25 protein-coding genes are annotated in these 24118 nt (G+C 70.7%); 9 read left to right on the forward strand and 16 right to left on the reverse strand.

Annotated elements, in window-relative coordinates; translation table 11 throughout:
* Positions 1 to 4: 4 nt before the first annotated feature.
* Positions 5 to 472, forward strand: a complete 468-nt coding sequence (locus ACYVIP_RS35360; RefSeq protein WP_460404428.1) for a hypothetical protein — start codon at positions 5 to 7, stop codon at positions 470 to 472.
* On the opposite strand, the gene ACYVIP_RS35365 is transcribed toward ACYVIP_RS35360, so the two are convergent.
* From ACYVIP_RS35365 to moeA, 4 genes are all read right to left on the reverse strand, one after another.
* On the reverse strand, positions 469 to 2700 hold the full coding sequence (locus ACYVIP_RS35365; RefSeq protein WP_460404430.1) for an AAA family ATPase: 2232 nt from the start codon (positions 2698 to 2700) through the stop codon (positions 469 to 471). The genes ACYVIP_RS35360 and ACYVIP_RS35365 overlap by 4 nt on opposite strands.
* An 11-nt stretch (positions 2701 to 2711) precedes the next feature.
* On the reverse strand, positions 2712 to 3662 hold the full coding sequence (gene pssA, locus ACYVIP_RS35370) for a CDP-diacylglycerol--serine O-phosphatidyltransferase (protein ID WP_460404777.1): 951 nt from the start codon (positions 3660 to 3662) through the stop codon (positions 2712 to 2714).
* Between the two features lie 58 nt (positions 3663 to 3720).
* Positions 3721 to 4434, reverse strand: a complete 714-nt coding sequence (locus tag ACYVIP_RS35375; RefSeq protein ID WP_460404432.1) for a phosphatidylserine decarboxylase — start codon at positions 4432 to 4434, stop codon at positions 3721 to 3723.
* A 249-nt stretch (positions 4435 to 4683) separates the two neighbouring features.
* Positions 4684 to 5907, reverse strand: coding sequence for a molybdopterin molybdotransferase MoeA (gene moeA, locus ACYVIP_RS35380; protein WP_460404434.1), 1224 nt, complete (start codon positions 5905 to 5907; stop codon positions 4684 to 4686).
* An 83-nt stretch (positions 5908 to 5990) separates the two neighbouring features.
* Between moeA and ACYVIP_RS35385 the strand changes: the two genes are divergently transcribed.
* The 6 genes from ACYVIP_RS35385 (at position 5991) to ACYVIP_RS35410 (ending at position 11902) form a co-directional block, all read left to right on the forward strand.
* Positions 5991 to 6635, forward strand: coding sequence for an AIM24 family protein (locus ACYVIP_RS35385; protein ID WP_460404436.1), 645 nt, complete (start codon positions 5991 to 5993; stop codon positions 6633 to 6635).
* Between the two features lie 89 nt (positions 6636 to 6724).
* Positions 6725 to 8011, forward strand: coding sequence for a serine/threonine-protein kinase (locus ACYVIP_RS35390; protein WP_460404438.1), 1287 nt, complete (start codon positions 6725 to 6727; stop codon positions 8009 to 8011).
* A 173-nt stretch (positions 8012 to 8184) separates the two neighbouring features.
* Complete coding sequence (gene groL / locus ACYVIP_RS35395; protein ID WP_460404440.1) at positions 8185 to 9810, forward strand: chaperonin GroEL; 1626 nt, start codon at positions 8185 to 8187, stop codon at positions 9808 to 9810.
* 138 nt (positions 9811 to 9948) lie between these two features.
* The gene (locus tag ACYVIP_RS35400; RefSeq protein ID WP_460404442.1) at positions 9949 to 11091 is read left to right on the forward strand and encodes a serine hydrolase domain-containing protein; all 1143 of its coding nucleotides are present in this window, start codon (positions 9949 to 9951) and stop codon (positions 11089 to 11091) included.
* A 196-nt stretch (positions 11092 to 11287) separates the two neighbouring features.
* A complete protein-coding gene (locus tag ACYVIP_RS35405) occupies positions 11288 to 11488 on the forward strand; it encodes a hypothetical protein (protein WP_460404444.1) in 201 nt (66 codons plus the stop codon).
* 12 nt (positions 11489 to 11500) lie between these two features.
* Complete coding sequence (locus ACYVIP_RS35410) at positions 11501 to 11902, forward strand: PIN domain-containing protein (RefSeq protein ID WP_460404446.1); 402 nt, start codon at positions 11501 to 11503, stop codon at positions 11900 to 11902.
* On the opposite strand, the gene ACYVIP_RS35415 is transcribed toward ACYVIP_RS35410, so the two are convergent.
* The 12 genes from ACYVIP_RS35415 to ACYVIP_RS35470 form a co-directional block, all read right to left on the reverse strand.
* Entirely contained in the window at positions 11892 to 12401 is a 510-nt protein-coding gene (locus ACYVIP_RS35415; protein ID WP_460404448.1) for a hypothetical protein, read from the reverse strand. The two genes, ACYVIP_RS35410 and ACYVIP_RS35415, sit on opposite strands and share 11 nt — an antisense overlap.
* 2 nt (positions 12402 to 12403) lie before the next feature.
* On the reverse strand, positions 12404 to 12727 hold the full coding sequence (locus ACYVIP_RS35420; RefSeq protein ID WP_460404450.1) for a hypothetical protein: 324 nt from the start codon (positions 12725 to 12727) through the stop codon (positions 12404 to 12406).
* A gap of 209 nt (positions 12728 to 12936) precedes the next feature.
* Positions 12937 to 13110 (reverse strand): hypothetical protein, encoded by a 174-nt coding sequence (locus tag ACYVIP_RS35425; RefSeq protein ID WP_460404452.1) that lies wholly within the window; start codon positions 13108 to 13110, stop codon positions 12937 to 12939.
* Between the two features lie 144 nt (positions 13111 to 13254).
* Positions 13255 to 14457, reverse strand: a complete 1203-nt coding sequence (locus ACYVIP_RS35430) for a helix-turn-helix domain-containing protein (protein WP_460404454.1) — start codon at positions 14455 to 14457, stop codon at positions 13255 to 13257.
* Between the two features lie 170 nt (positions 14458 to 14627).
* Complete coding sequence (locus ACYVIP_RS35435) at positions 14628 to 15350, reverse strand: Abi-alpha family protein (protein WP_460404456.1); 723 nt, start codon at positions 15348 to 15350, stop codon at positions 14628 to 14630.
* A gap of 1 nt (position 15351) precedes the next feature.
* Positions 15352 to 16635 carry a hypothetical protein gene (locus ACYVIP_RS35440; RefSeq protein ID WP_460404458.1) on the reverse strand — a complete coding sequence of 428 codons (1284 nt, stop codon included), beginning with the start codon at positions 16633 to 16635 and terminating at the stop codon, positions 15352 to 15354.
* Between the two features lie 20 nt (positions 16636 to 16655).
* Positions 16656 to 19334, reverse strand: a complete 2679-nt coding sequence (locus ACYVIP_RS35445) for a CHAT domain-containing protein (protein WP_460404460.1) — start codon at positions 19332 to 19334, stop codon at positions 16656 to 16658.
* Positions 19335 to 19416: 82 nt separating this feature from the next.
* Positions 19417 to 19569, reverse strand: a complete 153-nt coding sequence (locus ACYVIP_RS35450; RefSeq protein ID WP_460404462.1) for a hypothetical protein — start codon at positions 19567 to 19569, stop codon at positions 19417 to 19419.
* Between the two features lie 108 nt (positions 19570 to 19677).
* On the reverse strand, positions 19678 to 20139 hold the full coding sequence (locus tag ACYVIP_RS35455; protein WP_460404464.1) for a carboxypeptidase regulatory-like domain-containing protein: 462 nt from the start codon (positions 20137 to 20139) through the stop codon (positions 19678 to 19680).
* Positions 20136 to 20738, reverse strand: coding sequence for an RNA polymerase sigma factor (locus tag ACYVIP_RS35460; RefSeq protein ID WP_460404466.1), 603 nt, complete (start codon positions 20736 to 20738; stop codon positions 20136 to 20138). Before ACYVIP_RS35460 ends, ACYVIP_RS35455 begins: the two co-directional genes overlap by 4 nt.
* 202 nt (positions 20739 to 20940) lie before the next feature.
* A complete protein-coding gene (locus ACYVIP_RS35465; RefSeq protein WP_460404468.1) occupies positions 20941 to 21288 on the reverse strand; it encodes a hypothetical protein in 348 nt (115 codons plus the stop codon).
* 19 nt (positions 21289 to 21307) lie between these two features.
* Positions 21308 to 21520, reverse strand: coding sequence for a PspC domain-containing protein (locus tag ACYVIP_RS35470; protein WP_460404470.1), 213 nt, complete (start codon positions 21518 to 21520; stop codon positions 21308 to 21310).
* Between the two features lie 212 nt (positions 21521 to 21732).
* Here ACYVIP_RS35470 and ACYVIP_RS35475 point away from each other — a divergent pair, with 212 nt between their 5' ends.
* Both ACYVIP_RS35475 and ACYVIP_RS35480 read left to right on the forward strand, forming a co-directional pair.
* On the forward strand, positions 21733 to 22617 hold the full coding sequence (locus ACYVIP_RS35475; protein WP_460404779.1) for an AAA family ATPase: 885 nt from the start codon (positions 21733 to 21735) through the stop codon (positions 22615 to 22617).
* A 190-nt stretch (positions 22618 to 22807) separates the two neighbouring features.
* Positions 22808 to 24010, forward strand: coding sequence for a hypothetical protein (locus ACYVIP_RS35480; RefSeq protein ID WP_460404472.1), 1203 nt, complete (start codon positions 22808 to 22810; stop codon positions 24008 to 24010).
* Positions 24011 to 24118: the final 108 nt, after the last annotated feature.

A 24118-nucleotide genomic window follows, 5' to 3' on the forward strand; every position in this document is an offset into this window, starting at 1 on the left:
CACCATGTCCACCGCCAGTATCGAGGCGCAGGCGCGCACCCGGGCCTTCGCCCGCGTCATCGGCCCCTACGTCGCCGTCTTCACCACCCTCTACGCGATCCGCCTGCCCGACCTGGTCGGGTACATCAACGACCTGTTCGCCCAGCCCGTGCTGGTCTGGATGCTCGGCGCCGCGATGCTCGCCGGGGGACTGATCATCATCGGCGGACACCGCAGCTGGCGCGGCCCACTCGCGGTCACCGTGTCCCTGTTCGGCTGGTTCGTCGCCGTGCGCGGGTTCCTGCTGATCGCCGACCCCGAAGCGATCCAGTCCGGCGTCGACACCACCATGCTCTCGCCAACCGGGACCACTCTGGCCCGCGTCTTCTTCGGCGCCCTGGCGGTGACCGGCCTGCTGCTGACCTACGCCGGCTGGTTCGCCAAGCCGACCGCTCCGAAACCAGCACCGACAACCACGCAGCCGGCGGGCTAGCGGGTGTTGGCGTAGGTCTCCAGGGCGGCCAGCTGGGCGGGGTCGAGGGAGGCGCGGACGGTGCCTCGGGCGGCGGCCAGGTGGGTGGCGGTGACGACCTCGGCCTCCAGGGACTCGCGCATCGCCGTGAGGGCGGCTTCGCGGATCAGGGCGGCGCAGTCGGCGGCCGAATAGCCGTCCAGGTCGGCGGCCAGGGCGGGGAGGTCGACGTCGTCGGCCAGCGGAGTGTTCTTCGCGGCCGTGCGCAGGACCGCCGTGCGGGCGTCGGCGTCCGGCGGGGGCACGTAGACGAGGCGCTCGAGCCGGCCGGGGCGCAGCAGCGCCGGGTCGATCAGCTCCGGGCGGTTGGTCGCGCCGAGCACCACGACGTCGCGGCGCGGCTCGACGCCGTCGAGCTCGGTGAGCAGGGCCGCGACCACCCGGTCGGCGACCCCGGAGTCGGACGACTGGCCGCGACGGGGCGCCAGCGCGTCGACCTCGTCCAGGAAGACCAGCGCGGGCGCGGCCTCGGCGGCCCGGCGGAACAGCTCACGCACCGCCCGCTCGGACTCCCCGACCCACTTGTCCATCAGCTCGGCGCCCTTGACCGACAGCACGTTCAGCTTGCCCGTCCCGGCCAACGCCCTGATCAGGAACGTCTTGCCACACCCCGGCGGCCCGAACAGCAGCATCCCGCGCGGCGGCGCCACCCCGAGCCTGGCGAACGAGTCCGGATAGCGCAGCGGCCACAGCACCGCCTCGGTCAACGCCTGCTTGACCTCCGCCATGTCGCCGACGCCGTCGAGGGTCAACCCACCGGTCCGCAGGGTGTCCGAGGTGGACATCGACGTCGGCCGGACGGTCTCCAACGCGCCGAGCAGATCCGCCGAGGTGATCGTCGGCGACTCGGCGTCCTTGTCGCGCACCGCCGCCCGCACCGCCGCCTCCCGGCGCAGCGCCACCAGGTCGGCGGCGACGAAACCGGGCGTGCGCTCGGCCACCTCCCCGAAGTCCACAGCGGACTCCACGGGCACGTCCCGCAACAGCACCCGCAGCAGCTCGGTCCTGGTCTTGGCGTCGGGCAACGGAATGCTCAGCGCCCGGTCGAGCAGGTCGACCCCACGCACCCGGGGATCGATCGCCTCCGGATGCGCCGAGGTGGCCACGATCGCCAGCCCCGGCGTACGGATCGCCGCCCGCAGGGTGTCCACCACGACCGTGGCCACCGGCGGTGGGTTGCTCGCCGGCAACAGCGCGTCGAGGTCGGTGATCAGCAGCACGGTCGGCCGCTCGGCATCCGCCGACCCGATCGCCGAGGACAGCCTGCCCGCACCGGCGTTGGGCTCGAGCGCGGCCAGCGTCGGCGCCGCCAGCTCGATCACCTCGGCCCCGGCCGCCTGCGCCACCGAGCGCACCACGGTCGACTTGCCGACCCCCTCCGGCCCGATCAGCAGCGCGCCGAGCTGGGCGGCGGCCCCCAGCCTGGTCAGCAGCTCCGGCCGGCGGAACGCCAGCTCGAACCACTCCGCCAGCCGGTCGGCCACCTCGCGGGCACCCACCAGATCGGTCATCGACGGCGGCGGCTCGACGGCCACCTCCGGTGCCTGCCAGGTGACCGGCTCGGCCGGCGCCTGCTCGGTGACCGTGCCGCCCGCCCCGGCCAGCTGCGCCACGGGCGCCGGCTCACCGGTCCGCGCGCCGTCCCGCCAGCCGACCACAGTGGACGGATGAACGGCCACCGGGCCCTCCGGGTCCGACGAGGTCACGGTCAGCAGCTCGTTGGTCCAGGTGGTGCCGATCGCCCTGGACAGCTTGCCGCGCACCGCCGACAGGTCGGCGCCGGGCGGCGGGGCCAGGTCCTGGGGCAGCAGCGACACCGCGTCGCCGACGGTGAGGATCTTGCCGATCAACGCGAGCCGCACGGTCTCCGGCGGCAGCGACACCGACGCCAGTCGCGAGCCGGCGACCACGACCGACCTGGCCGGACGCACCTCCGCCGGCGCGACCACGACCTCCGCGCCCTCGGTGACCCCGAGGTTGGACATCGTCACGTCGTCCAGCAGCACCACGCCGGGCGGGCCGTCGCCGGTGGCCGCCAGCGCCGCGCTCACCCGCGACCCGGTCAGCCGCACGCCGTCCCACTGCTCGAGCCCGAGCGCGTCCAGCACCTCCGGGTGCAGGCGCACCACGCCCCGGCGGGTGTCGAGTGCCGACGGCGTCAGCCTGGCCGTGAGCGTGATCTGTGGCATGAGGCCAGAGACTACTGGTCGCCGCCGGGTGGCCGGGGTTGGTTGCGGCGCAGCCCGGTGCGTCGCCAGCCCCGCGCACGCTGCACCGACCGGCGCATCCGGGAGGAGTCGGTCGGCAGCACCAGCTTGCCGCCACCGGTGCCATCTCCGTTGCCGTTGCCGTTGCGTCGTGGCCACACCGCGCGCCGCGCGGCGCCGGCGACCTTGCGGATCGGCGGGCGCAGGCCAAGGCGGCGGCCGTGCGCCCGGCGGATGGCCCGCCGTTCACTCGCCGGCACGTCCCAGACCTCGGGGTGGTTGGCCAGCCAGTGGTTGCGGCGCACCGCGTAGGGCACGTGCAGCAGGTAGATCGCCAGGAACGCGGCCAGCGCGAGCAGCGGGTAGGTGATCACCGCCGCCGCCAGCAGGCCGACCAGCACGAGCAGCGGCGCGACCATCCGCGCCGGCACCCGGAAGGTCTTCAGCGACAGCGTGGGGATCCGGCTGATCAGCAGCGCGCCGATGGCCACCGTCCACACCATCACCACCGGCTCGGCCGACCACCAGCCGTCCCGGCCGAGCTGGATGGTCAGGATCAGCGGCAGCAGCGCGAGCAGCCCACCGGCCGGCGCGGGCACGCCGACGAAGAACTCCTTGGCGTACGGCGGTTTCTCGGTGTCGTCGAGCAGCGTGTTGAACCGCGCCAGCCGCAGGATGATGCACACCGCGAACACCAGCGCGACCACCCAGCCGACCCGGTTGCCGTCGAACTTCCAGATGTAGAGCACCAGCGCGGGCGCCACGCCGAAGGAGATCGCGTCGGCCAGCGAGTCCAGCTCGGCGCCCATCTTGCTGGTCGCGTCCAGCAGCCGGGCGATCCGGCCGTCGAGGCTGTCGAGCACCGCGGCGATCGCGATCGCCGCGATGGCCGCGGCCAGGTTGCCGGAGAGGGTGAACTGGACCGCGGACAGCCCGGCGCACATGGCGAGCACCGTGATGGCGTTCGGCAGCAGCCGAACGCCCGGTGAGCGAGCGCCCAACTCAGCCCTCCGGCAGTTCGGCGAGCACCGTCTCGCCGCCGATGGTGCGCTGCCCGGGCTCGACCAGCACCCGCGACGCCGGCGGCAGGTAGAGGTCCACCCGCGAGCCGAACCGGATCAGCCCGTAGGTCTGGCCGGCAAGGACCTTCTCCCCGCCGGTGAGCTGGCAGACGATCCGCCGCGCGACCAGGCCGGCGATCTGCACCACGACCACCTCCTGACCATCCACAGTGGACATCAGGACGGAGTTGCGCTCGTTGTCCTCGCTGGCCTTGTCCAGATCGGCGGACAGGAACTTGCCCGGCCGGTAGGCCACGCGCTCGACCACGCCGGAGACCGGCAGCCGCTGCACGTGCACGTCGAACACCGACAGGAACACACTGACCCGCAACAGCTCACGGTCGCCAAGCCCGAGCTCGGGCGGCGGGCTGGCGAGCACCACGTGGGACACGGTGCCGTCCGCGGCGGCCACCGCGAGCCCCGGCCGGGTCGGCGTGACCCGCTTGGGCTCCCGGAAGAACCAGGCGATGGCGCCGGTCAGCACGAAGCCGAGCAGGCCGAGGCGGCGGGACAGCTTGCGCAGCACCCACGACGCGGCGGCCGCGCCGGCCACGAACGGCCGGCCCGCCGGGTGCAGCGGCGGGACAATGCTCCTGGTCAGGGCGATGAGGCGGGCGAGCGCGCCCGATTCCGGGTGCTCTGCTGGTTCGGTCATCTGGTGCGGACATCCCTCGCACAGTGCGTGTTTTCGGGCGGATTGGCTACGGCCCACGCTACGCCCAGTGCGGACGGTGACGGTGGTGGCCCAACCCCGGCCCGGCCGGCCGCGCATCCCCCGACGACATGCACGCACCGGCCGGTCGACCAACCGCGACGCACGGGCAGTGTATGACCGCACACATGGTGTAAGCAATAGCGATCCGTGGGTAACCGATCACGGAACGCCACGTGGCAGATGCGTGGATCACCGCAGCAGCAACACATCGACCTGCTCGCCGGCGGCCACCACGGTGACCTCCTCCGGCACCTCGATGAGGCAGTCCGACACCGCGAAGGACGCCAGCAGATGCGACCCGGGTCCGCCGACCGGGGTGACGGTGTCCCCGGCGCGCTGCCCTCGGCGGTACTGCCGTTTGCCGGCGGGGGAGCGCAGCTCGGCGGTGGTCCGCGCGGTCGTGCGCGACCGCTCGACGCGCTGGTGGCCCATCGCCGCCAGCAGCGCCGGGCGAACGAACAGCTCGAAGGACAGCGCGGTGGACACCGGGTTGCCCGGCAGGGTCACCACCGGCAGGTCGCCGAACCGCCCGCACCCCTGCGGACCACCCGGCTGGATCGCCACCCGCAGGAACTCCACCCCCTGCCCGGACAGCGCGTCCTTGACCACCTCGTAGGCGCCCGCGCTCACCCCGCCGGAGGTCACCAGCAGGTCGGCCCGCCCGGCGTGCTCGGCGATCGTCCGGTGGAACACCGCGACGTCGTCCGGCACGAACCGCAGCACGGTCGGCGCGCCACCGAGCTCGCGCACCGCGGCCGCGATCAGCGCGCTGTTGGACTCGTAGATCTGCCCGTGCAGCAACGGAACTCCCGGCGCGACCAGCTCGGTCCCGGTGGCCAGGACGAGCACCCGCACCGGGCGGTGCACCGGCAGCTCGGCGCGCCCGATCGCCGCCGCGAGGCCGAGCTGTGCCGGACCGAGCACGGTGCCCGCCTTGAGCACGGTCGCGTCCCGCGCCACGTCCTCGCCAAGCCGCCGGATGTGCGTGCCCGGCTCGACCGAGGCGCGCATGGCCACCCGCTGCTCGCCGCCGTCGGTGTCCTCGACCTTGACCACCGCGTCCGCCCCGGGCGGGATCGGCGCGCCGGTCATGATCCGGTGGGCGGTGCCGGGCAGCAGCGGCACGATGTCGGTGCGCCCGGCCGGGATGTCCTCCGGCACCGGCAGCGCGACCGCCGCGTCCGGCCCCGCGCCGGCGACATCGGCCGCGCGCACCGCGTAGCCGTCCATCGCCGAGTTGTCGAACGGCGGCAGCGCTACCGGGCTGGTGAGGTCCTCGCCGAGCACCAGCCCGACGCAGTCGGCCAGCGGCAGCGGCACGACCGGCGTCGCCGGCACCAGCGCGGCGATCCGCGCCCGGTAGGCGGACACGGACAGCGGCCCGGACTGCGAGGTGTGTGACACCCTTCGCATCCTGCCCCCTCACCCACCGCGCACGACAGCTGTCCCGTGCCAGACTGCGGGGCGCTCGGCCGCTGACGAACAGGGAGACGTAGGTGCAGGTCCGCACTCGGCACACCCCCGCGTCCGGTGTCGCCCGGCTGCTGTTGGCGCCCGGCGAGGCCGTGCAGGCCGACTACGTCGCGATGATCGCCACCAGCTACGGCGTGCTGGTCACCCCGGCACGTGGCGGGGCGCGGGGCAAGCAGCGGCGTGCGGTGTTCACCGCGCCGGCCGAGGGCGGCTGGGTCGACGTCGCGCCCCCGCTGCCAGGCGACCTCTACCCGTTGCAGCTCGACGGGCTGAGCGGGTGGTGCGTGCAGCGCGGCGGCTGGCTCGCGGCCGGCGCCACGGTGCGCGTCGAGCCGCAGTGGCCGGGTTTCCGCGGGCTGTTCGGCGCGGATGTCGGCTTCCTGGAACACGTCTCCGGCGACGGCGCGCTGGTGCTGGCCGCGTGTGGCGCGCTGGACGTGGTGACCCTGGACGCCGGTGAGCTGATCACCGTCGACCCGACCTACCTGTTGGCCTACAGCGAGACCACCCAGTGCCGGCTGCGCGCGGTCAGCCCGTCGCTGCCGCAGTCGCTGCGCACCGGCGAGGGCCTGCTGCTGGACTTCGCGGGTCCTGGACAGTTGCTTATCCAGACCCGCAGCCCGCACGCGTTGGCGGCCTGGCTGAGCGCGGGTGGCGGCCCACGCTGAGGGCGGTCCGACCGGTTGTCTCCAACCGCACGCGCGCCGCACTTGGCGAACGTTAGGCTTCGAGTGACAAACGGACGAATGGATGAGCAGTGGCGGAGGACCTCACCGGGCGTCGCCTGGGGCACTACCGGATCGACGGTGTGCTCGGTAAGGGCGGCATGTCCGTGATGTACCGCGCCACGGACATCCGGCTCGGGCGCAAGGTGGCGCTCAAGGTCATCGCCGAACACCTCACCGAGGACCCGGAGTTCCGCGAGCGGTTCGTCGACGAGGCGCGCAACACCTCCGCGATCGACCACGCGAACGTCGTGCCGCTGTACGACTTCGGCGAGGTCGACGGGCTGCTCTACATCGCCATGCGGCTGGTCGACGGCTCGGACATGGCCTCGCTGGTCAAGGACGGCCCGCTGGCCCCCGAGCGGGCGCTCGCGTTACTCAGCCAGGTGGCCGAGGCACTGGACAACCTGCACGAGCGCGGTCTGGTCCATCTGGATGTCAAGCCGGCCAACGTGCTGGTGACCAGCCGGGAGTCGACCGCCGAACACATCTACGTCGCCGACTTCGGGCTGACCCGCCGGGGCGCCACCGGCCACCGCACGCGCGGCGGCGACTTCCTCGGCTCGCCGACCTACGCCGCGCCGGAACACCTGCGCGGCGAGCCGGTGGACGGGCGCACCGACGCGTACTCGCTGGCGTGCGTGCTGTTCGCCTGCCTGTCCGGCAGGCCGCCGTTCCAGGGGCCGGTGCCCGAGGTGATCCAGGGACATCTCAACCGCGAGGTGCCGGCGGTCACCGAGTACGTCTCGCTGCCGCCGGCGATCGACGACGTGATCCGCCGCGGCATGGCGAAGAGCCCCAAGACCCGGTACGCGACCTGCCGCGACCTGATGGCCGCCGCCCGCCAGGCGCTGGCCGGCGTCGGGCAGCAGGTGCGGCGCCCGCCAGCGGTACCGGTCGGCCCGAGGATCGGCGGCGGGTCGATCCCGATGCCCAGCCAGCACCGACCCGGCCCAAGCGGCCCGGCCGGACCTGGCGGGCCACCCGGCTACCCGCCGCGACAGCCACCGCCGGGCAACTACCAGCGGCCAGTGCCGGCCGGCACGCACTCCTCGTCGGCCGATCCCGTCCGGCTGCGCCCGCCGGTGCCCGCCGGGCCGAGCACGGCGTTCACGTCCGACTCCGGTGGGTCCTCGCGCTGGCTCGTGCCGGTGATCGTCGGGCTGGTGGCGATCGGGCTGATCGTGGCCGCGATCGTCTTCTTCAGCTCCGGCGATGACGGCGGCGGCGGGGGCGACCAGCGGGACCCGGGCGGGACCACCCAGCAGACCGTGCCATCGATCAAGGTCGGTGACGACCCCGATTCGGGTGGTCGTTGACCTGCGTTTCTTGCACTCTCGTGGTCCGAGTGCTAAACACGGTTCTGGCAGTCGGTACATCCGAGTGCCAAATGTTGAGGTCGGGACGGTGAGGCCGGCAAGCCGGTCGTCCGTCGCGGGCACCGAGCCTGGCCACGCATCGTGAACGTCCAACACGGAGGACTTACACCGCAATGGCCAAGTTGATCGCGTTCGACGAGGACGCGCGCCGCGGTCTCGAGCGCGGGCTGAACACCCTCGCTGACGCCGTCAAGGTGACGCTGGGCCCGCGTGGCCGCAACGTCGTGCTCGAGAAGAAGTGGGGCGCGCCCACCATCACCAACGATGGTGTCTCCATCGCCAAGGAGATCGAGCTCGAGGACCCGTGGGAGAAGATCGGGGCCGAGCTCGTCAAGGAGGTCGCCAAGAAGACTGACGATGTCGCCGGTGATGGCACCACCACCGCGACCGTCCTGGCTCAGGCACTCGTACGCGAGGGCCTGCGCAACGTCGCCGCCGGCGCCGACCCGCTGTCGCTCAAGCGCGGCATCGAGCAGGCCGTCGAGGCGGTGATCGAGCAGCTGCACAAGGCCTCCAAGGAGGTCGAGACCAAGGAGCAGATCGCTGCCACCGCGTCGATCTCCGCTGCTGACACCACGATCGGCGAGCTGATCGCCGAGGCGCTGGACAAGGTCGGCAAGGAGGGCGTGGTCACGGTCGAGGAGAGCAACGCACTCGGCATGGAGCTGGAGCTCACCGAGGGCATGCGCTTCGACAAGGGCTACCTGGCCGGTTACTTCGTGACCGACCCCGAGCGCCAGGAAGCGGTGCTCGAAGACCCGTACATCCTGCTGTTCGGCTCGAAGATCTCCGCGGTCAAGGACATGCTCCCGGTCCTCGAGAAGGTCATGCAGGCCTCCAAGCCGCTGCTGATCATCGCCGAGGACGTCGAGGGCGAGGCCCTGGCGACCCTGGTGGTCAACAAGATCCGCGGCACGTTCAAGTCGGTCGCCGTCAAGGCTCCCGGCTTCGGCGACCGCCGCAAGGCGATCCTGCAGGACATCGCGATCCTCACCGGTGGCCAGGTCATCAGCGAGGACGTGGGTCTCAAGCTGGAGAACGCGGACATCTCGCTGCTTGGCCGCGCCCGCAAGGTCGTCGTCACCAAGGACGAGACGACCATCGTCGAGGGTTCCGGTGACGCCGAGCAGATCCAGGGCCGGGTCAACCAGATCCGGGCCGAGATCGACAAGAGCGACTCGGACTACGACCGGGAGAAGCTGCAGGAGCGGCTGGCCAAGCTGGCCGGCGGCGTCGCGGTCATCAAGGCCGGTGCCGCCACCGAGGTCGAGCTCAAGGAGCGCAAGCACCGCATCGAGGACGCGGTGCGCAACGCCAAGGCCGCCGTCGAGGAGGGCATCGTCGCCGGTGGTGGCGTGGCTCTGCTGCAGGCTGCCGAGCAGGCCTTCGCCGGCCTCAAGCTCGAGGGCGACGAGGCGACCGGTGCCAACATCGTGAAGGTCGCGGTCGAGGCTCCGCTCAAGCAGATCGCCGTGAACGCGGGCCACGAAGGTGGCGTCGTGGTGGAGAAGGTCAAGGGTCTGCCCCAGGGGCACGGCCTGAACGCCGCCACCGGCGTGTACGAGGACCTGCTCGCCGCCGGCGTGCCGGACCCGACCAAGGTGACCCGCTCGGCGCTGCAGAACGCCGCGTCGATCGCCGCGCTGTTCCTCACCACGGAGGCGGTCGTCGCCGACAAGCCGGAGAAGGCCGCGCCTGCTCCGGGTGGCGGTGACCCCACCGGCGGCATGGACTTCTGACCAGGCCGCACAGCTAGCACCGAAGGGCCCGGACTCCCACCAGGGAGTCCGGGCCCTTCGTACTACGGCTAGCCCCACCCCCGACCCACATGCTGGCTCCATTGTCCGCGGACCCCCGCAGACAAGAGGATCTTGTACATGACAAACAAGACGCGCCGCGCGGTCGGCATCGCCCTTGGCACCGCGATCCTCGCGACCGTCCTCGGCACCTCACCGGCCGCGGCACACCCCGACCCCAACCCCGTCCAGACCCAGCTCGACCTGCTGACCAGCGTCGACCGGGTGCCAGGTGCGTTGGTGCAGGGCCGGAACAGCCGCGGCCGTCTCGTCACGATGACCGCCGGCACCGCCGAGCTGGGCACCGACCGCCCGATGGTCGGGAAGAACGGCCGCTTCCGGGTCGCCAGCGTCACCAAGACCTTCGTCGCCACGGCCGTCCTGCAGCTGGTGGCCAAGCGCGAGGTGCGCCTCGACGAGCCGATCGAGACCTACCTGCCCGGCGTCGTGCGCGGCACCGGCGACGGTGCGGAGATCGATGGTCGGGACATCACCGTGCGCCAGCTCCTGCAGCACACCAGCGGCCTGCCGAACTACACCGAGTACGTGGACTTCACCGAGCTGGACGGCCCGGTCGAGGCGAGCGAGCTGGTCCGGCTGGCGCTGTCGAACAAGCCGGACTTCACCCCCGGTGACGGTTGGCGCTACTCGAACACCGGCTTCCTCCTCGCCGGCATGGTCGTGGAACGGGTGACCGGCAAGGACATCGGCACCGCCGTGGCCGAACTGGTGATCCGCCCCGCCGGCCTGCCCGACACGTACTGGCCGCGTGCCGGCGAGCGCCAGATCCGTGGCAGGCACGCGCACAACTACATGCTGGACAAGGACAACCCCGAGGGCCCGCTGGTCGACGTCACCGAGTACGAGCCGTCATGGGCCGGCGCGTCCGGCGCGCTGGTGTCCACCCCGGCCGACCTCAACAAGTTCTGGCGCGAACTGCTCGACGGTCACCTGTTGCCGAGCCGCCAGCTGGCCCAGATGCAGACCACCGTGCCGGCACCGGGCATCGCCGAGGACGCGAACTACGGTCTCGGCCTGGCCCAGCTGCCCCTGTCGTGCGGCTACGCCTGGGGCCACGGCGGCGACCTGGCCGGCGCGGGCGTGTCCAACGCGTCCGTCCGCACCGAAACCGGCCGGGAGGCGACGGTCTACCTCACCGCCCAAACCGGCAAGCAGGCCTCCAACCGCATGATGCAGACCATCGACACCGCCCTCTGCACGTAGCCGTAACTCCCGGTGGGTGACCAGCTCACCCACCGGGATCGACGTCAGGTTCTCCCTGGTCAGAGCCTATTTTCATGATCAGCTGGATGAGACCGCGCGAACCTGTCACCGATCCACAGATTCGGCTGGGACCCAGTCGCGCTTCTCGGCCGGTACTATAAGCAAAGGTCATGGAGTCTGGCAGGAGGTGGACGTTATGACCGCGGAACACGCGGGCGCACATCACGTGCCCTCGCCACGCGGACGAGCGCTGGTCGACGAGCTTCTTCGCCAGAAGGACGTCCAGCCGATAGAAACTCCTGACGACCCAGCGGGTAGGGGCGTCTTCGAGTCCAACGAGGAGCTGCACGAGTTCCTCGAGTACACCTACGCAGCTCGTCGCACTGAGCTGGCGTAATGTTTACTCACTGTGGACCCGGTCGTACTCGACACTGACGTTGCCTCTCTCCGCTTCAAGGGTCAATTGCGCACGTCCATGTTCAGGCGCCTGGTCGGCCGCCGCCCACTGATCACATTTGTCACCCATGCCGAGCTGATCAGATGGGCTGAAACGCGTAACTGGGGAACGGCACGACGGGCTCAGCTCGCACAGTGGCTTGCCGACATGGCTGTCCTGCCTGGCACGGAGGACGTCGCGACAGCGTGGGGCCAGATCTCAGCAGCAGCCAGCAAACGCGGTCGGCCACGCCCGGTCAACGACACCTGGATCGCCGCGTGCTGCCTGGTCTACGACCTGCCACTGGCCACGCACAACGTGAAGGATTTCGACGACTTCGTCCAATATGACGGTCTCACACTCATCACCGACTAAACCAACTCGGCACCTGATCATCGGCGTCAGCTGCCGGATCGACGTCGGTCAGCACGATCCGATTTACCAGCCCGCCGCGCCGCACCAACAGTTCGTCGCGATCGACTCGCACGGTCCGGTAGACCAGAGCGCCGTAACCGACCAGCCGCCGCAACGCTTCGGCGACGGACACCCGCTCGGTCTCGGCGACGATGTCCAACGCGGCGTGGGTGGCGCGGGTCATGCTGACCGATAAATGATGCACGCCGTACTCCGTCGCGCAGCCGGATTCCATGACGAGCTGTTCGTACGGAATGCCGTCGCCATATTTGGCGGTGACCCGGCAGATCACCTTGATTCTGCCGGGTCGCATCGGATCGATTCCGTTCACCACGTTCCGCATGGTCGCCTCTGGAAAATCATCAGCGCCGACAATGCTGCATTCCCTGGCGAGTCGACGGACCGTCCAGTTGTGCTCGTCGAGCCATCCGCGAATAAGCTCACGGTTCACCTTGGGCATGGTCAGGAAGTCTGCAGAGCGGTCAGATCGTCCGCACCCTCGTCCGTCGTCCACTCGAGCCGCATCGGCATCATGCGCTGATGAGTCGCCAACGCACTCTCCGGCGAGGCGAAAATACCGAACGACGCCCGCCCGGAGCCGGGATCGCGGCGATAGGTCAGCACTTCCTGCTCATCGTCCGGGCCGCCGCTGATCAACATACCGACAGCGTAGATACCGTCCCGGCTGGCATCGACGGTCTTCAGCACAAAAGGATTAATGTCCATACTATTCTCCAGATAGTTGATCTGCCATGACGTCCCGGCGTCGATCCGCGAGCAGATCACCGAGAATCATCTGACACGCCAGGCAACACCCGGCCGGCATGTCGACAAGCTGCCCAATCGGCACCGAATGCGAGCACAACGCCTCAGCGAACAGGTCACCGAACGGCGTCGGAAACGCATGTGTCCGCAGATCATGCCCAGACACCCGCCAACTGACGGCCGACGACCGAGTGGGGACCGGAGGTTCCTGGGCATGATCACGCGTCGTCTCAGACATGGCGCGCTGCCCGCCGTTCGGCACGCCGCCGGCAGGACGCGCACTGGGCGCGGTGCCGGTCCAACTTGTCCTCCCAACGCACGGACCAGTAACCAAGCGGCGGCCCGACAACCACGCCGATGAACACAGCGATGCCCAATGTCAGGGCGTAGTCCATGGCGGTCATGGCCGCCGACATTGTGGACAGTCCACTGTGGATGCTCCTTCGCGTGACTTTGACTTCCGCGAAGGTAGGGAGAAAAACCAGCAAGCGGGTAGGACACGGTGTGCCACTACCCGTTCGGGGGTAGGACGTCGCGTCCTACCCGAGCTAACCGATATGCCGCCCGAGCCGGATCGCCAGCTCCCGCAGGGGAGCACTGACCCGCCGCTCCCGCTCGACGAGTTCGTCGACCACGAGACCGGGAAGACTCTGGTAAGTGATCCAGTCCGGGGCCAGCTGCGCCGTCGCCAGCAGCGCGGCCTCGGCCCGACGAGGATGACCAAGCCGCAGGTGTGCGAGCGCCAGGTCGGTCATGTGCCGAGCGCGGCTCGCGAGCGGGAGCGCGGCGTCGTGCGGCAGTGCGTCGGCCGCGGTGAGCGCGCCGGTCCAGTCGTCTTGAACCACGGCGCAGTCAACAGCCATCATCCTCACCTTGACCGGCCCGAACGTGGTCTGGTGGTCTGCGCGCTCGTAGCCAAGACGACCAGCGGTCTCGGCGGCCACGGACAGCAACTCGCGTGCCGCGTGTGCGCGGCAAGAGCGCGCCGCGGCGGTGGCGGCGGTCATGGTGAGGATGCCGTAGGCAGACAGCTGCGAGTCGGACACGTCGCCGGCCGGCTCGACGTCCCGCGCGGCCGCTACGGCGACGCGCTCCGACTCGTCGTAGCGACCCTGCACCAGCAACTGCCACGACACCGATACCCGCAGCGCCGCGTGCAACAGCTCGTCGTTGCCGTCCCGGCTCGTGCGGAGCGCTTCGCGAACCGCCAGCCACGCGGCATCATGGTGGCCGAGTTGGACAAGGGTGTCCCCGGCAGCCCGGTAACCCAGCGCGAGCGCGCGAGCCGCGCGTGGTCGTTCGGCGGTCGGCACCGCGCGGACGGTGGCGCGTAGTTGCATGAGTGCTTCGGGGAGCAGGTGGGACAGCTGCTCGTAGCGGCCGGACCAGTAGTGGCCCCACAGGTAGATGACGGTGCGCTCGGCATCGTCGATGGTGAGCGGTGAGGTGTCGGTGACGTCCTCGTCGATGAGGTCGTCGACCGGGGTGAGGGCGCGGCGGATCGCGACCACACCGGCAGCCGGATCGGATGACGGGATCGACGCCGACCGGTCCAGCAGGACTGACAAGGGCACGTCGAGAGCGCGCGCGATGCTCTGCAGGCTGCCAACCGACGCGGTACTCCGGGCGCCCTGCTCCAACTTGCGGATCAGCCAGACGCTCACGCCGGCTCGGTCTGCGAGCTGCTGTTGGGACAACAACTTGCCGCGATATTTCTTGATGCGCGCGCCGAGATCGATGCGGCCGTCCACGGGACCACCTCCTTCGAGGAGCCTCTCTGCGTGCCCTTGGCCTGTCGGCCAGCGGCGCTCTCCGCGAAGAGGTGCATGGCCGAGGGTACCGGCATTGGTCATCGGCGGAGCATTCGTGCATCTGCATGGCGTTGCAGGTCAGGCGTACAAACTTCCTCAATTGCGTTGATTCAAGAATCCATGGGGAGGCAGGCTTCGCAGAAGTCGTCGCCGAAGGGGGTTAGGTGGACGCTGCGGCGGACGGTTTTCGGGGCGCGGCCTGCCTTGGCCATGGCGGCCTGGACCTCGGGCTGGACCTCGACCACCTGGTAGCGCTCCGGCTCGACCTCCTCGGCGGAGAACCACACCAACCCCAGCCGGAACAGGTTGTTCAGGTAGGCGTTGGTGCTGGTCAACCGGCGGACGCCGGCCTGGCGGCCGATCATCGACAGGCTGGACTCGATCAGTTCCGAGCCGATGCCCAGCGGGCGGTTCGTGCGCACGTCGACCACCGGCTGCGGGCCCTCGGTCGCCAGCAGCCGCAGGATTCGCGCCTCGTCCGGGGTCAGTTCGCTGAGGATGCGTTCGTACGCGGGGTGGGTGCCGTCGACGAAGTGCACGTCGGCCGACTGGCGGAGCAGCTCGGCGCCGCGTGCGCGCAAGTCCTCTGTGGACGAATGGGCCGGTGGCGGTGGCTCGTCGGGCATGCCGAGGGTTTCTCTTGCCGTCGACCGGAGTTCGGCGCCGATCTCGGTGACGATCCTGGTCGGGGACTCGCCCTCGGCCAGGCCCTTGGCCACTCTGGCTCCCGTTTGGAGGGTCGTGTTCACCAGCCACTGGGTGGTCGTCAGGCTGGTGTTCACGGCGATCCGCACCAGTCCCGCCACCTCGCGCAACACCTCGTTGGTCGGCAACTCACACTCCGAAGATCGCTAGGTGGATCAGGCCGGCACCGATCCCGAGTACCCCACCATGCACGAAAAGCAACCACTCGTCCTGCTTGATCGCCGACCGCAGCAGCTCGCTGAACTGGTCGAACGGTAGCTGGCGCATCTGCCTGGCGACGAACGACCTGATCTTTCCCGACTGCTGTCTGCCGAACTCCTCGTCCCCCAGTGCGGCGGCGAACTCGACCGCCTCGGTCGCCACCGCGTCCCGGATGCGGTCGTAGCGCTCCACCCCCATGCCGACGCGCACCGCCGAGCGGGCGAGGCCGACCGCGTGGTCCACGGCCGGGCGCAGCGAATTCTCCAGCAGCTGCCTGGTGCGGTCCGACCTCGGGCCGTGCAGCAGTTCGTCGCCGATGTTGCGCATGGTGATGACGTCCTCGGCGATGATCTGCGCCAGCACGTCGCTCACCTCGGGCTGGCGGCGCAGGAACAACCCGTGGAGGGTGAACGGGCCCACCCGCCGGGGGAACACCGGCTCGAAGATCAGCTTCAGGCCGATCCAGTTCACCAGCCAGCCGATCACCGCGCCGCCCAGCGGCAGCACCCACCAGTGTGGGAACGCCGCCACCAGGAACACCAGGCCGACGCCCATGGGCAGGCCGAAGTAGAGGCCGAAGTTCTGCATGAACCGCAGCTCCTTGCGGCCGACCTCGCGCAGCATGTCGTTGAGCAGCTCCGGATGCTGCTCGAAGTACCGGATCACCAGCAGCTTGGCGTCGATGAGCTGTTCGATGTGCTCACCGAGCTCGTCGGTCAGGCCACGGATGATCACCGGCAGCCGCTGCTCGATCCGCGCGTGCACCGCCGACCTGACCGCGGGCGGCAGGTCGTGCCACAGCTGGGGATGCTCCCGTTCCATGATCCGCTCGACGACGCCGCGCACCTCTCCGCGCGCGGTGGTCACCAGGTGGTCGGCGATCCGGTCAGGCTCGAACTCGCGGTAGAAGTCGCTGATGCTGCCGACCTTCAGCAGCGCCTTGTCCACCGAGATGCTCGCCATCTTGGCCACCCGCGACGGGATGATGCCCTGCCAGCCGAACCGGCCGTCGCGGGTGATCGCCGGGATCACCTGCACCCGCCTCGGCAGATACGGGTACAGGAACCGCAGCCCGGGCACCCGCACGCCGTGGAAGCGCATCGGGCCGAACATCATCAGCACGCCGGTCCAGTTGGTGATGTACCCGATCACCCCGGTGAACAACGGGATCGAGATCAGGTGCGAGACGAACCGGGGGTCACTCCACTCCACCGCGGCAGCGAACACCGCGGCTACCCGGCGCCGAGCAGGATGAACGGCCTGCGCAGCGGGTCGGCGGCGGTCGCCTCGGCCAGCGCGCGGGCCGGGCGGGTGCCGGAGGCGAGTCTGCGGTGGTAGTCGGTCATCGCCTCGGCCAGGTCCTGGGCGCTGGAGCTGACCAGGCGCCGGTGGTAGTCGGTCATGGTGAGCGCGGCCGACCGGTGGCCGACGCGATTCACCGCGGCGACGACGGTCCGCGAGCCGCTGGCGAGCATCGCGCCGGCGAACCCCAGCGGCTCGTCGCCCGGCCGGATGTGCGACAGCGCCAGCTCGCACGCGGCCAGCACGATGTGCTCCGGCGGATTGGCCAGCCGGGCCACCTCGTGGGCCAGCAGCCCGCCGTCGACCAGCTCCAACCGGGAGAACATCGCGTTGGCCGGCTCGTGGGTGCCGTGCGCGGCGATGTGCACCAACTTCGCGCCGTCCATCGCGGCCAGCACGGCATCGGTGGTGGCGCGCTCGCCGTCGAGCACGACCGCGTCGGGGTACACCGCGCGCAGATGCGCCAGCTCGGACACCGAGTCCGGCAGGTCGGGGCCGCTGACCAGCACCACCCGGCCGTCGGTGGCCGGCACCTCGGCGGCGCCGACCCACGCGGTCGCCGACGGCGCGACCGACACCGCGCGCCCGCGCAGCGCCGGCAGCGACTCCCACGGCACCGAGTACAGCTCGCCGAAGGGCACCACCACCAGCTCGCGGCCGTCGAGCAGGTCGAGCGGGATCCCGCTGTCGCCGAACAGGTACTCGTTGAGCGTGGCGATCCGGTGCAGCGCCGACTGGGACACCGCGTTGACCAGCGGCTCGATCAGGTCGTCCGGCGCGAGCGCGTCGAGGTCGGCGTGCAGCTGCCTGGCGACCTCCAGCGCCTGCTCACGGCCGCCGAGCCGGATCAGCCGGGTGTGCCCGCCGCTGACCACGATCGCGGCCAGGTCCTCGCCTGGTCCGGCGAAGCTGATCATCGCCCGGTCGCCGAGGTGGTCGATGATCTCCTCCGGCGCGGACACCGGCCGGGGCTTGCCCCAGTGGCTGGTGTGCCAGCCGAGCCGGCTCACCTCCCGCCGCAACGCGGTGACCCGGCGCTCCAGGTGTGCGGTCGGCCGCCGCTCCAGCTTCGCCTGTTGGACGGTCCTGGTCACCGCGCGCAGCTCGGTCACCTGGCTGGCCAGCTCGGGGTCGTCGATCGCCGGCAGCGGCTCGTAGCGGTACACCTGCGCCCGGGTGCGCTCGTGCCAGCTGAGCAGCCTGCGGGTGTCGGCCTCGGTGCGGGCCGAGTCCAGCACCAGGTTGACCGCGATCCGGCCGAGCTCCTGGCCGTGCACCGCGGTGCCGCAGACCAGGTCCAGCCCACCCATCCGGTCGCGGACCGCGCCGAGCTCGGTCAGCCCGGCCCTGGCCTGGGCGAGCACCTTGCGGGTCTGGCCGCGGGCCATGGCGACCTCGGCCCGGCACAGCCGCAGCAGCATCTTGTGGTCGATCGGGGCGATCTTGCGCAGCGGGGGCACCTGGGCGAGCAATGCCTCGGCGGTGTCGACACTTCGCCTGCGCAGCGCCAGCCGAACGGCCAGCATCATGGCCATCGCGGCCTCGTCGGTCAGCCCGATCCCGAGCAGCCGGTTGGCCAGCCCGGCCGCCTTGTCCGGCGAGGTGGCGCCCTTGCCGCCGTCGAGCGCGCTCGCGGTCTCGGCGCGCATCCGCGCCAGCGCGGCGAGTTCGGCCCAGGCGGAGTTGCCCCGGCGCACGAACCGGCGGTGCGCCGAGCCGGTCAGCTTCTTGGCCAGCGCGAAGTCGCCCATCATCAGCGCGGCACCCGCCCTGGCGACCTCCGCCTCGCCGAGGTCCTGGCCGAGACGTTGCTCGCGCAGCGCGGGCATCGACTCGTCGAGGTGGCGGGCGGCCTCGTCCGCGAGGCCGGCGATGAGCAGGCACTTCGCCTGGTCGATCTTGGTGCGTGGGACGAGCCGGGGAGCGAAGTCGCGGAACATCCGCTCGACCGCCTCGAAGTGCGCGAGCGCGCCGGGGACATCGCCGGCCAGCAGCGCGATCTCGCCGAGGTTGCCCTGTGCCTTGGCGGTGAGCCGGTAGATGCCGTGCGCGGAGGCCAGCTCCATACAGCGCTGCATGTCCTGCTCGGCCGGGCCGGGCTTGCCGATCTCGATGTGGGCCAGGCCGCGGTTGAGGTAGGCCTTGGCCAACAGTTCCGGATCGCCGGCGTCGGTGCCGTTGAGCCGTTCCAGGGCGGGGATCGCGCCGGCGTAGACGTCGAGCGCGCCGGTGGTGTCCCCGGCACGCAACAGGATGAGGGCGTGCTGGTGGTCGACCAGGCCGCGTAGCGCGAGCCTGGTCGACGCGTCCGGCACCGCGCTGACCAGGTCGCTCGCGGTGGCCAGGTGGACAAGGCCATCGGCGACCGACCCGGTCTCCGCCTCGGCGTAGGCCAGCGCCTGCAGCACCCTGATGCGCAGGACGACTGCCTCCGGGTCGCGGGAACCGACCGGGAGCGCGTGCAACGCGTCGCGCAGCAACTTCGTGCCCTCGGCGGAGCCGCCGAGATTGTTGCTGTCGACACCACGGCGCAACAGCTCCGCGGCGGTCGCGATGCGGTCGGGCACGTTCTCGTCGTCGGTACCGCGCGGATTCATCGGCGCGGCCATGGGAGAACGAGGTCGGGGCACGCTACTAATGGCAGCACACTTGGCCTGCCGAAGCGTGCCCCGGGTCCAGCAAAATTCCGGCTTACTTGTCGTTGGTCGTCTCGGCCGGCACGCTCGAGTCGTGGTAGCCGGCCGGCTCGCTCGAGTCGTGGTAGCCGGTGGTGTGGGCGGTCGAGCCACACGTGGCGCACGGTGGGCGAGGGTCGTTCGGAGGCTTTGGCGTCGGGCTACTCATGCTTACTCCCCTTTCAGCAGATGCTGCGTGCTCACCAAGACAAGAGGCGGGCGGGCACAGCGAGATACAGAGAATATCTGCCAAACGAGGAAATTAGGGCCAGATGGGCTACAAGTCGACAGTTGGTGTCACCACTGTGCGTGACTGTTCGGCGTGCATCCGCACCAGCAGTTGGGTCGTGCCCCTTGGGACCTCGGTCAGCACGAACCGGCCGCCCTCGTCCGCGGTGGTGGTGGTCGAGCCGTGTTCGGCCACCCGGACCTCGACGCCGTGCGCCCCCGCCGGCACGAGCCAGCCGTCGATCCGCTGCCGTTCACCGGTACGGGTGACGTTGACCATCACGGTCAGGTCACCGACGAAGAACGTGATGGTGCCGGGCAGACCGCCGCGCACGCCGGCCAGCGGGCGATGCTCGGCCCACCGGGCCACCTCGATGTCGATGTCGTCGATGGCCTCGATGGCCACCGCGAACTGCGCTCGTTCGATCAGCCCCGGCGGGGGCGGATCAAGCTCGTTGACCAGCCGAGCCACCTCGGACATCAGCTCGTCGTCAGACTGGTGCGTTCTCATGATCCACTGTCCCCGTTGTACAGGGCGCGCAGGTTGTTGATGCAGCGCCCTCTGGTCGGTCCGATACTGCCGTGCGGCATGTGCAGCGCCTCGGCGACGGCGCGGTACTCCGCGCGGCCGGCGAGAACCGTAAGACGCAGTAGCTCCTGGCAGCGTTGCGTCAACTTGTGGAACGCGGCCCACAACTGCTGGTCACGCTCGTCGCGGAGCACCTCGTGCTCCGGGGACGGGTCGGTGGTCGGCAGCTGCTCGGCGACCTCGGTGGACAGTTCGACCTGACTTGAGCTCCGTTGCAGCACTCGGATCGCCTCCCGTCTGGTCGTGGTGATCAGCCAGGCGGCGAGTGCTCGGGGCTCGGACAGTCGGTGGATGTGCCGCAGCAACGCCAGCCACACCGTCTGCACCACGTCCTCCGCGCTCGCCCGGTCCAGCCCGCCTGCTCGCGCCACGTGCCAGACCAACGGCGAAAGCTCGGCGACCAGGACGTCGAACGCCGCCCGGTCGCCGGCCTGCGCGGCGATCATGCAAGCTGCGTGCCGGTCTCGCCCGTCCAGGCCCTCCCACGGCTTGGTCATGCTCGCGGTCTGCAGTTCGGTCACCGCTTCCCACCCCGCTTCGTGGGTTGATATTCAGATGGCACCAGGTCCATCGTGCCAACCCCCGGCGTCTACGTCTTCTCTCGTGTTCCGGACTGTTCGCGACCACCCATGCGGGCGACCGCTGAACGGTAGATCGTCTTACCCTTCAAGAGCCGATCCTGAAGGGTCAGATACCGGCCATTCGGGTGGTTACCAGCGAGTATTACCCAAAATGTGTGATCAGCAACAGCATCGATGCCACTCCGATCAGCATACCCGCGAGTAACAATCCGCAACCCCGGACGACGACGGTGCCCACCGTGCGGCCCCGCGCCGCCAACACGCTCGCCACGACCGCGAACAGCGCCACCACGACGACGAAGGTCACCCCGCCCAGTGCCAGCGCCCCGCTCAGCTCCGGCCGGTCGAGGATCGCCGGGCCGAGCACCAGCGCCGCGACGCAGACCAGCAGCGCGGCGCCGCCGCTGAGCACGGCGGCCAGCAGCACCAGCGCGCGGGCGGTGCCGACGTGGGTGACCCTGCTTGGCTGCTCACCGGGCTGCTCGTGCACGGTCAGCCAGCGTACGGGCTCACTCCATCGGCATCACGACGCAGCAGATCACGTAGAGGACGGCGCCGGTGCCGAAGCCGAGGAGGGTGGCGGCCACCAGCGCGATGCGCACGATGGCGGCGTCCACGCCGAACCTCGCGGCCAGTCCGCCGCACACACCGGCGATCATCCGGTCGCGCCGGCTCCGCTGCAGCTTCTGACTCGGCCTGGTCTGGGTGTCGGTGTCGTACATGACTCCAGCATCGGCCCCCGCCTGCCCGATGACATCGGGGATCGCCCCTGGTCAGCCCCGGACCCGGCTCGGGGCATGCCCTGAATGGGTCGTTCGGGACGCTCAACGTCCGCAATGCCTCATTCAGGGCATGCGCCACCTTGGCACCGCCGCTGACCAGGCGAGATCGGGCGAAGGGCGGCGGGAGTAATAGGCTGCCAGCCGTGGTGGACATGGCATGGGCGCCGGTCGGGTCGCCGGCCGACCTCGCCGACTCGCTCGATCGGGTCGGGTACCTGGCCGACGAGGGAGTCGCCACGGCGGCCTTTCTCGCGTTGCGGCTGGGCCGGCCGCTGTTCTGCGAGGGCGAGCCGGGCACCGGCAAGACCTCGCTGGCGGTCGCGCTGGCCGACGCGCTGGCCGTGCCGCTGATCAAGCTGCAGTGCCACGAGGGCATCGACTTCTCCCAGGCCCTCTACGACTGGGACTTCCCGCGTCAACTGCTGCACCTGCGCGCGCTGGAGGCCACGTCGGAGTCGCTGGACGCGGACGCGGCGGAGCGGTCGCTGTACTCCCGGCGCTTCCTGATCGCCCGGCCGCTGTTGCGCGCGCTGGAGGAGTCGCCGTGCGTGCTGCTGGTGGACGAGGTCGACCGCGCCGACGACGAGTTCGAGGCGTTCCTGCTGGAGATCCTCGGCGAGAACGCGGTGACCGTGCCGGAGCTGGGGGAGGTGCGCGCGCAGGTGCCGCCGCTGGTGATCCTCACCTCCAACCGGACCCGCGAGGTGCACGACGCGTTGAAGCGCCGCTGCCTCTACCACTGGCTCGAGCACCCGGCACTGGCCCGCGAGGTCGCGATCCTGCGCAGGCGACTGCCGGGCCTGTCGGCCGGCCTGGCCGAGCAGGTCGCCGGCGCCGTGCGCAAACTGCGCACGGTGGAGCTGCTCAAACCGCCGGGAGTCGCGGAGTCGATCGACTGGGCCGAGGCGTTGGGCGCGCTCGGCCGCTCGGAGCTGGACGCCGCCGCCGCGGCGGCCACCCTCGGCGCGGTGCTGAAATACCGGGAGGACGCGCAACGCGTGGTGGCCGCCGGCCTGGACACGATTCTGGCCGGCTGAAATTCGGTCGCGCCGATAGTCCTCCGCCCCGCATAGTTGTTCCTGGCGCGCCACGATGCCGCCGCGGTGTCGGGCCGGTCGCGGTGCCCCGCCGCGGCGGCAGCCACTTCTCGATTCCGGTTGGCGATAATCTGACGTACGCTCGGATGAATTCCCGATCTCGCTGCTGCGGGGGACGAGTCAGGGTGGCATGAACGAGAACCTGTTGGTTGACCACGATTCCAGCGGCTGGTCGGCCAGGTTCGCGGTCCGGGTCACCTCGGCGATCGACCTGTCCGCGCTGCGCGGTGAAGTTGGCCGGCCGGTCGGCGAGTGGTTCGACCTGGCGCACGGCCACGACGTCGAGTACCTCCGCCGACTGTCCACTGTGGCCGGTGCGGCGTTCGAACTGCGCTGGCTCGCCGAGCCGGGTCGCCCGCTCTCGCTCACCCTGCTCGGCCGGCTGCATCGCCGGCACGGCACGGAGATCGAGCGGGACGGCGCCGAGGCGCTCGCGCGGCTGGCCGCCGTGCCGGCCCACGTGCGGGTCCGGCCGCTCGCCGGCCGGGCGGCCATCGAGCACGCCTTCGACCCGTTCCGCCCACGCGGCATCGCCGAGGTGCGCAAGCCATGCCTGACCGCGCGCCCGCACCGGCCCGACGCCCCGGTACGGGTCTTCGTCGCGGTGCCGCCGTTGCGTGCCCAGCCGGGCGATTGGCCTGGGGTGCTTGAGTTTCTCGCCGACGCGCGGCGTCCGGCGATGCTCTCGGTCGGGCTGGTGCCGACCGGGGTCGCGCCCAGCTTCGGCCAGTACCTCTCGTTGATCGCCGACCACTACGGCGTGCTCGGCCGGCCAGGCCGCTCGCGGATGGGCAACCGCTACGCCATGCCCGGCTGGATCGACGGCGACCCGTTCGCCGCGGTCGCCGAGCCGCTCTACCGCGACGCGGCACGGCGCTACCAGGGCACCGTGTTCCGGCTGCGGATCACCGTGGCCACCGCCGGACCGCCGGACCTCACCCTCGCGCACGGCATCGCCGAGCGGCTCGGCCGGGGGATCGCGCGGGACGTGCCGGGGCGTTCCTGCGTGGTCGAGTGGCCGGCGGCCGCCCGCGACCGGATGGTGCTCACCGACAGCGTGCGCGCGCTGGGCACCCCGAGGTGGGGCGGGCACGAGGTGTGGCGGTCCAAGGACGTGCCGCAGGCGTTGCGTGAGCTGTGCGAGTTGGCCGACCCGGCCGAGGCGGCGGCCGCGGCGTGGTTGCCGGCCGCGGTCGAGGGCACGTTGCCCGGCTCGTTCCCGGTCACGCTGCCCGCCGGGGAAGGCGACTTCCCGGACGGTTTCGGCGATTTCCCGCCCGTCGCCGAACCGCGGGCACAGGACAAGAGAGTCTCGCCGCCAGCAGTTCCCTAGTTATGCGTCAGGTGACGCACAACTAGCCCCTTGTTCATGTGAGTCTCGACTTGTCGAGGTGAACGAAAGCAGGGGGAGGTGCGGAATGCGAGCTTATGGTCCGGTCCC

The sequence above is a fragment of the Actinophytocola sediminis genome, assembly GCF_054779715.1.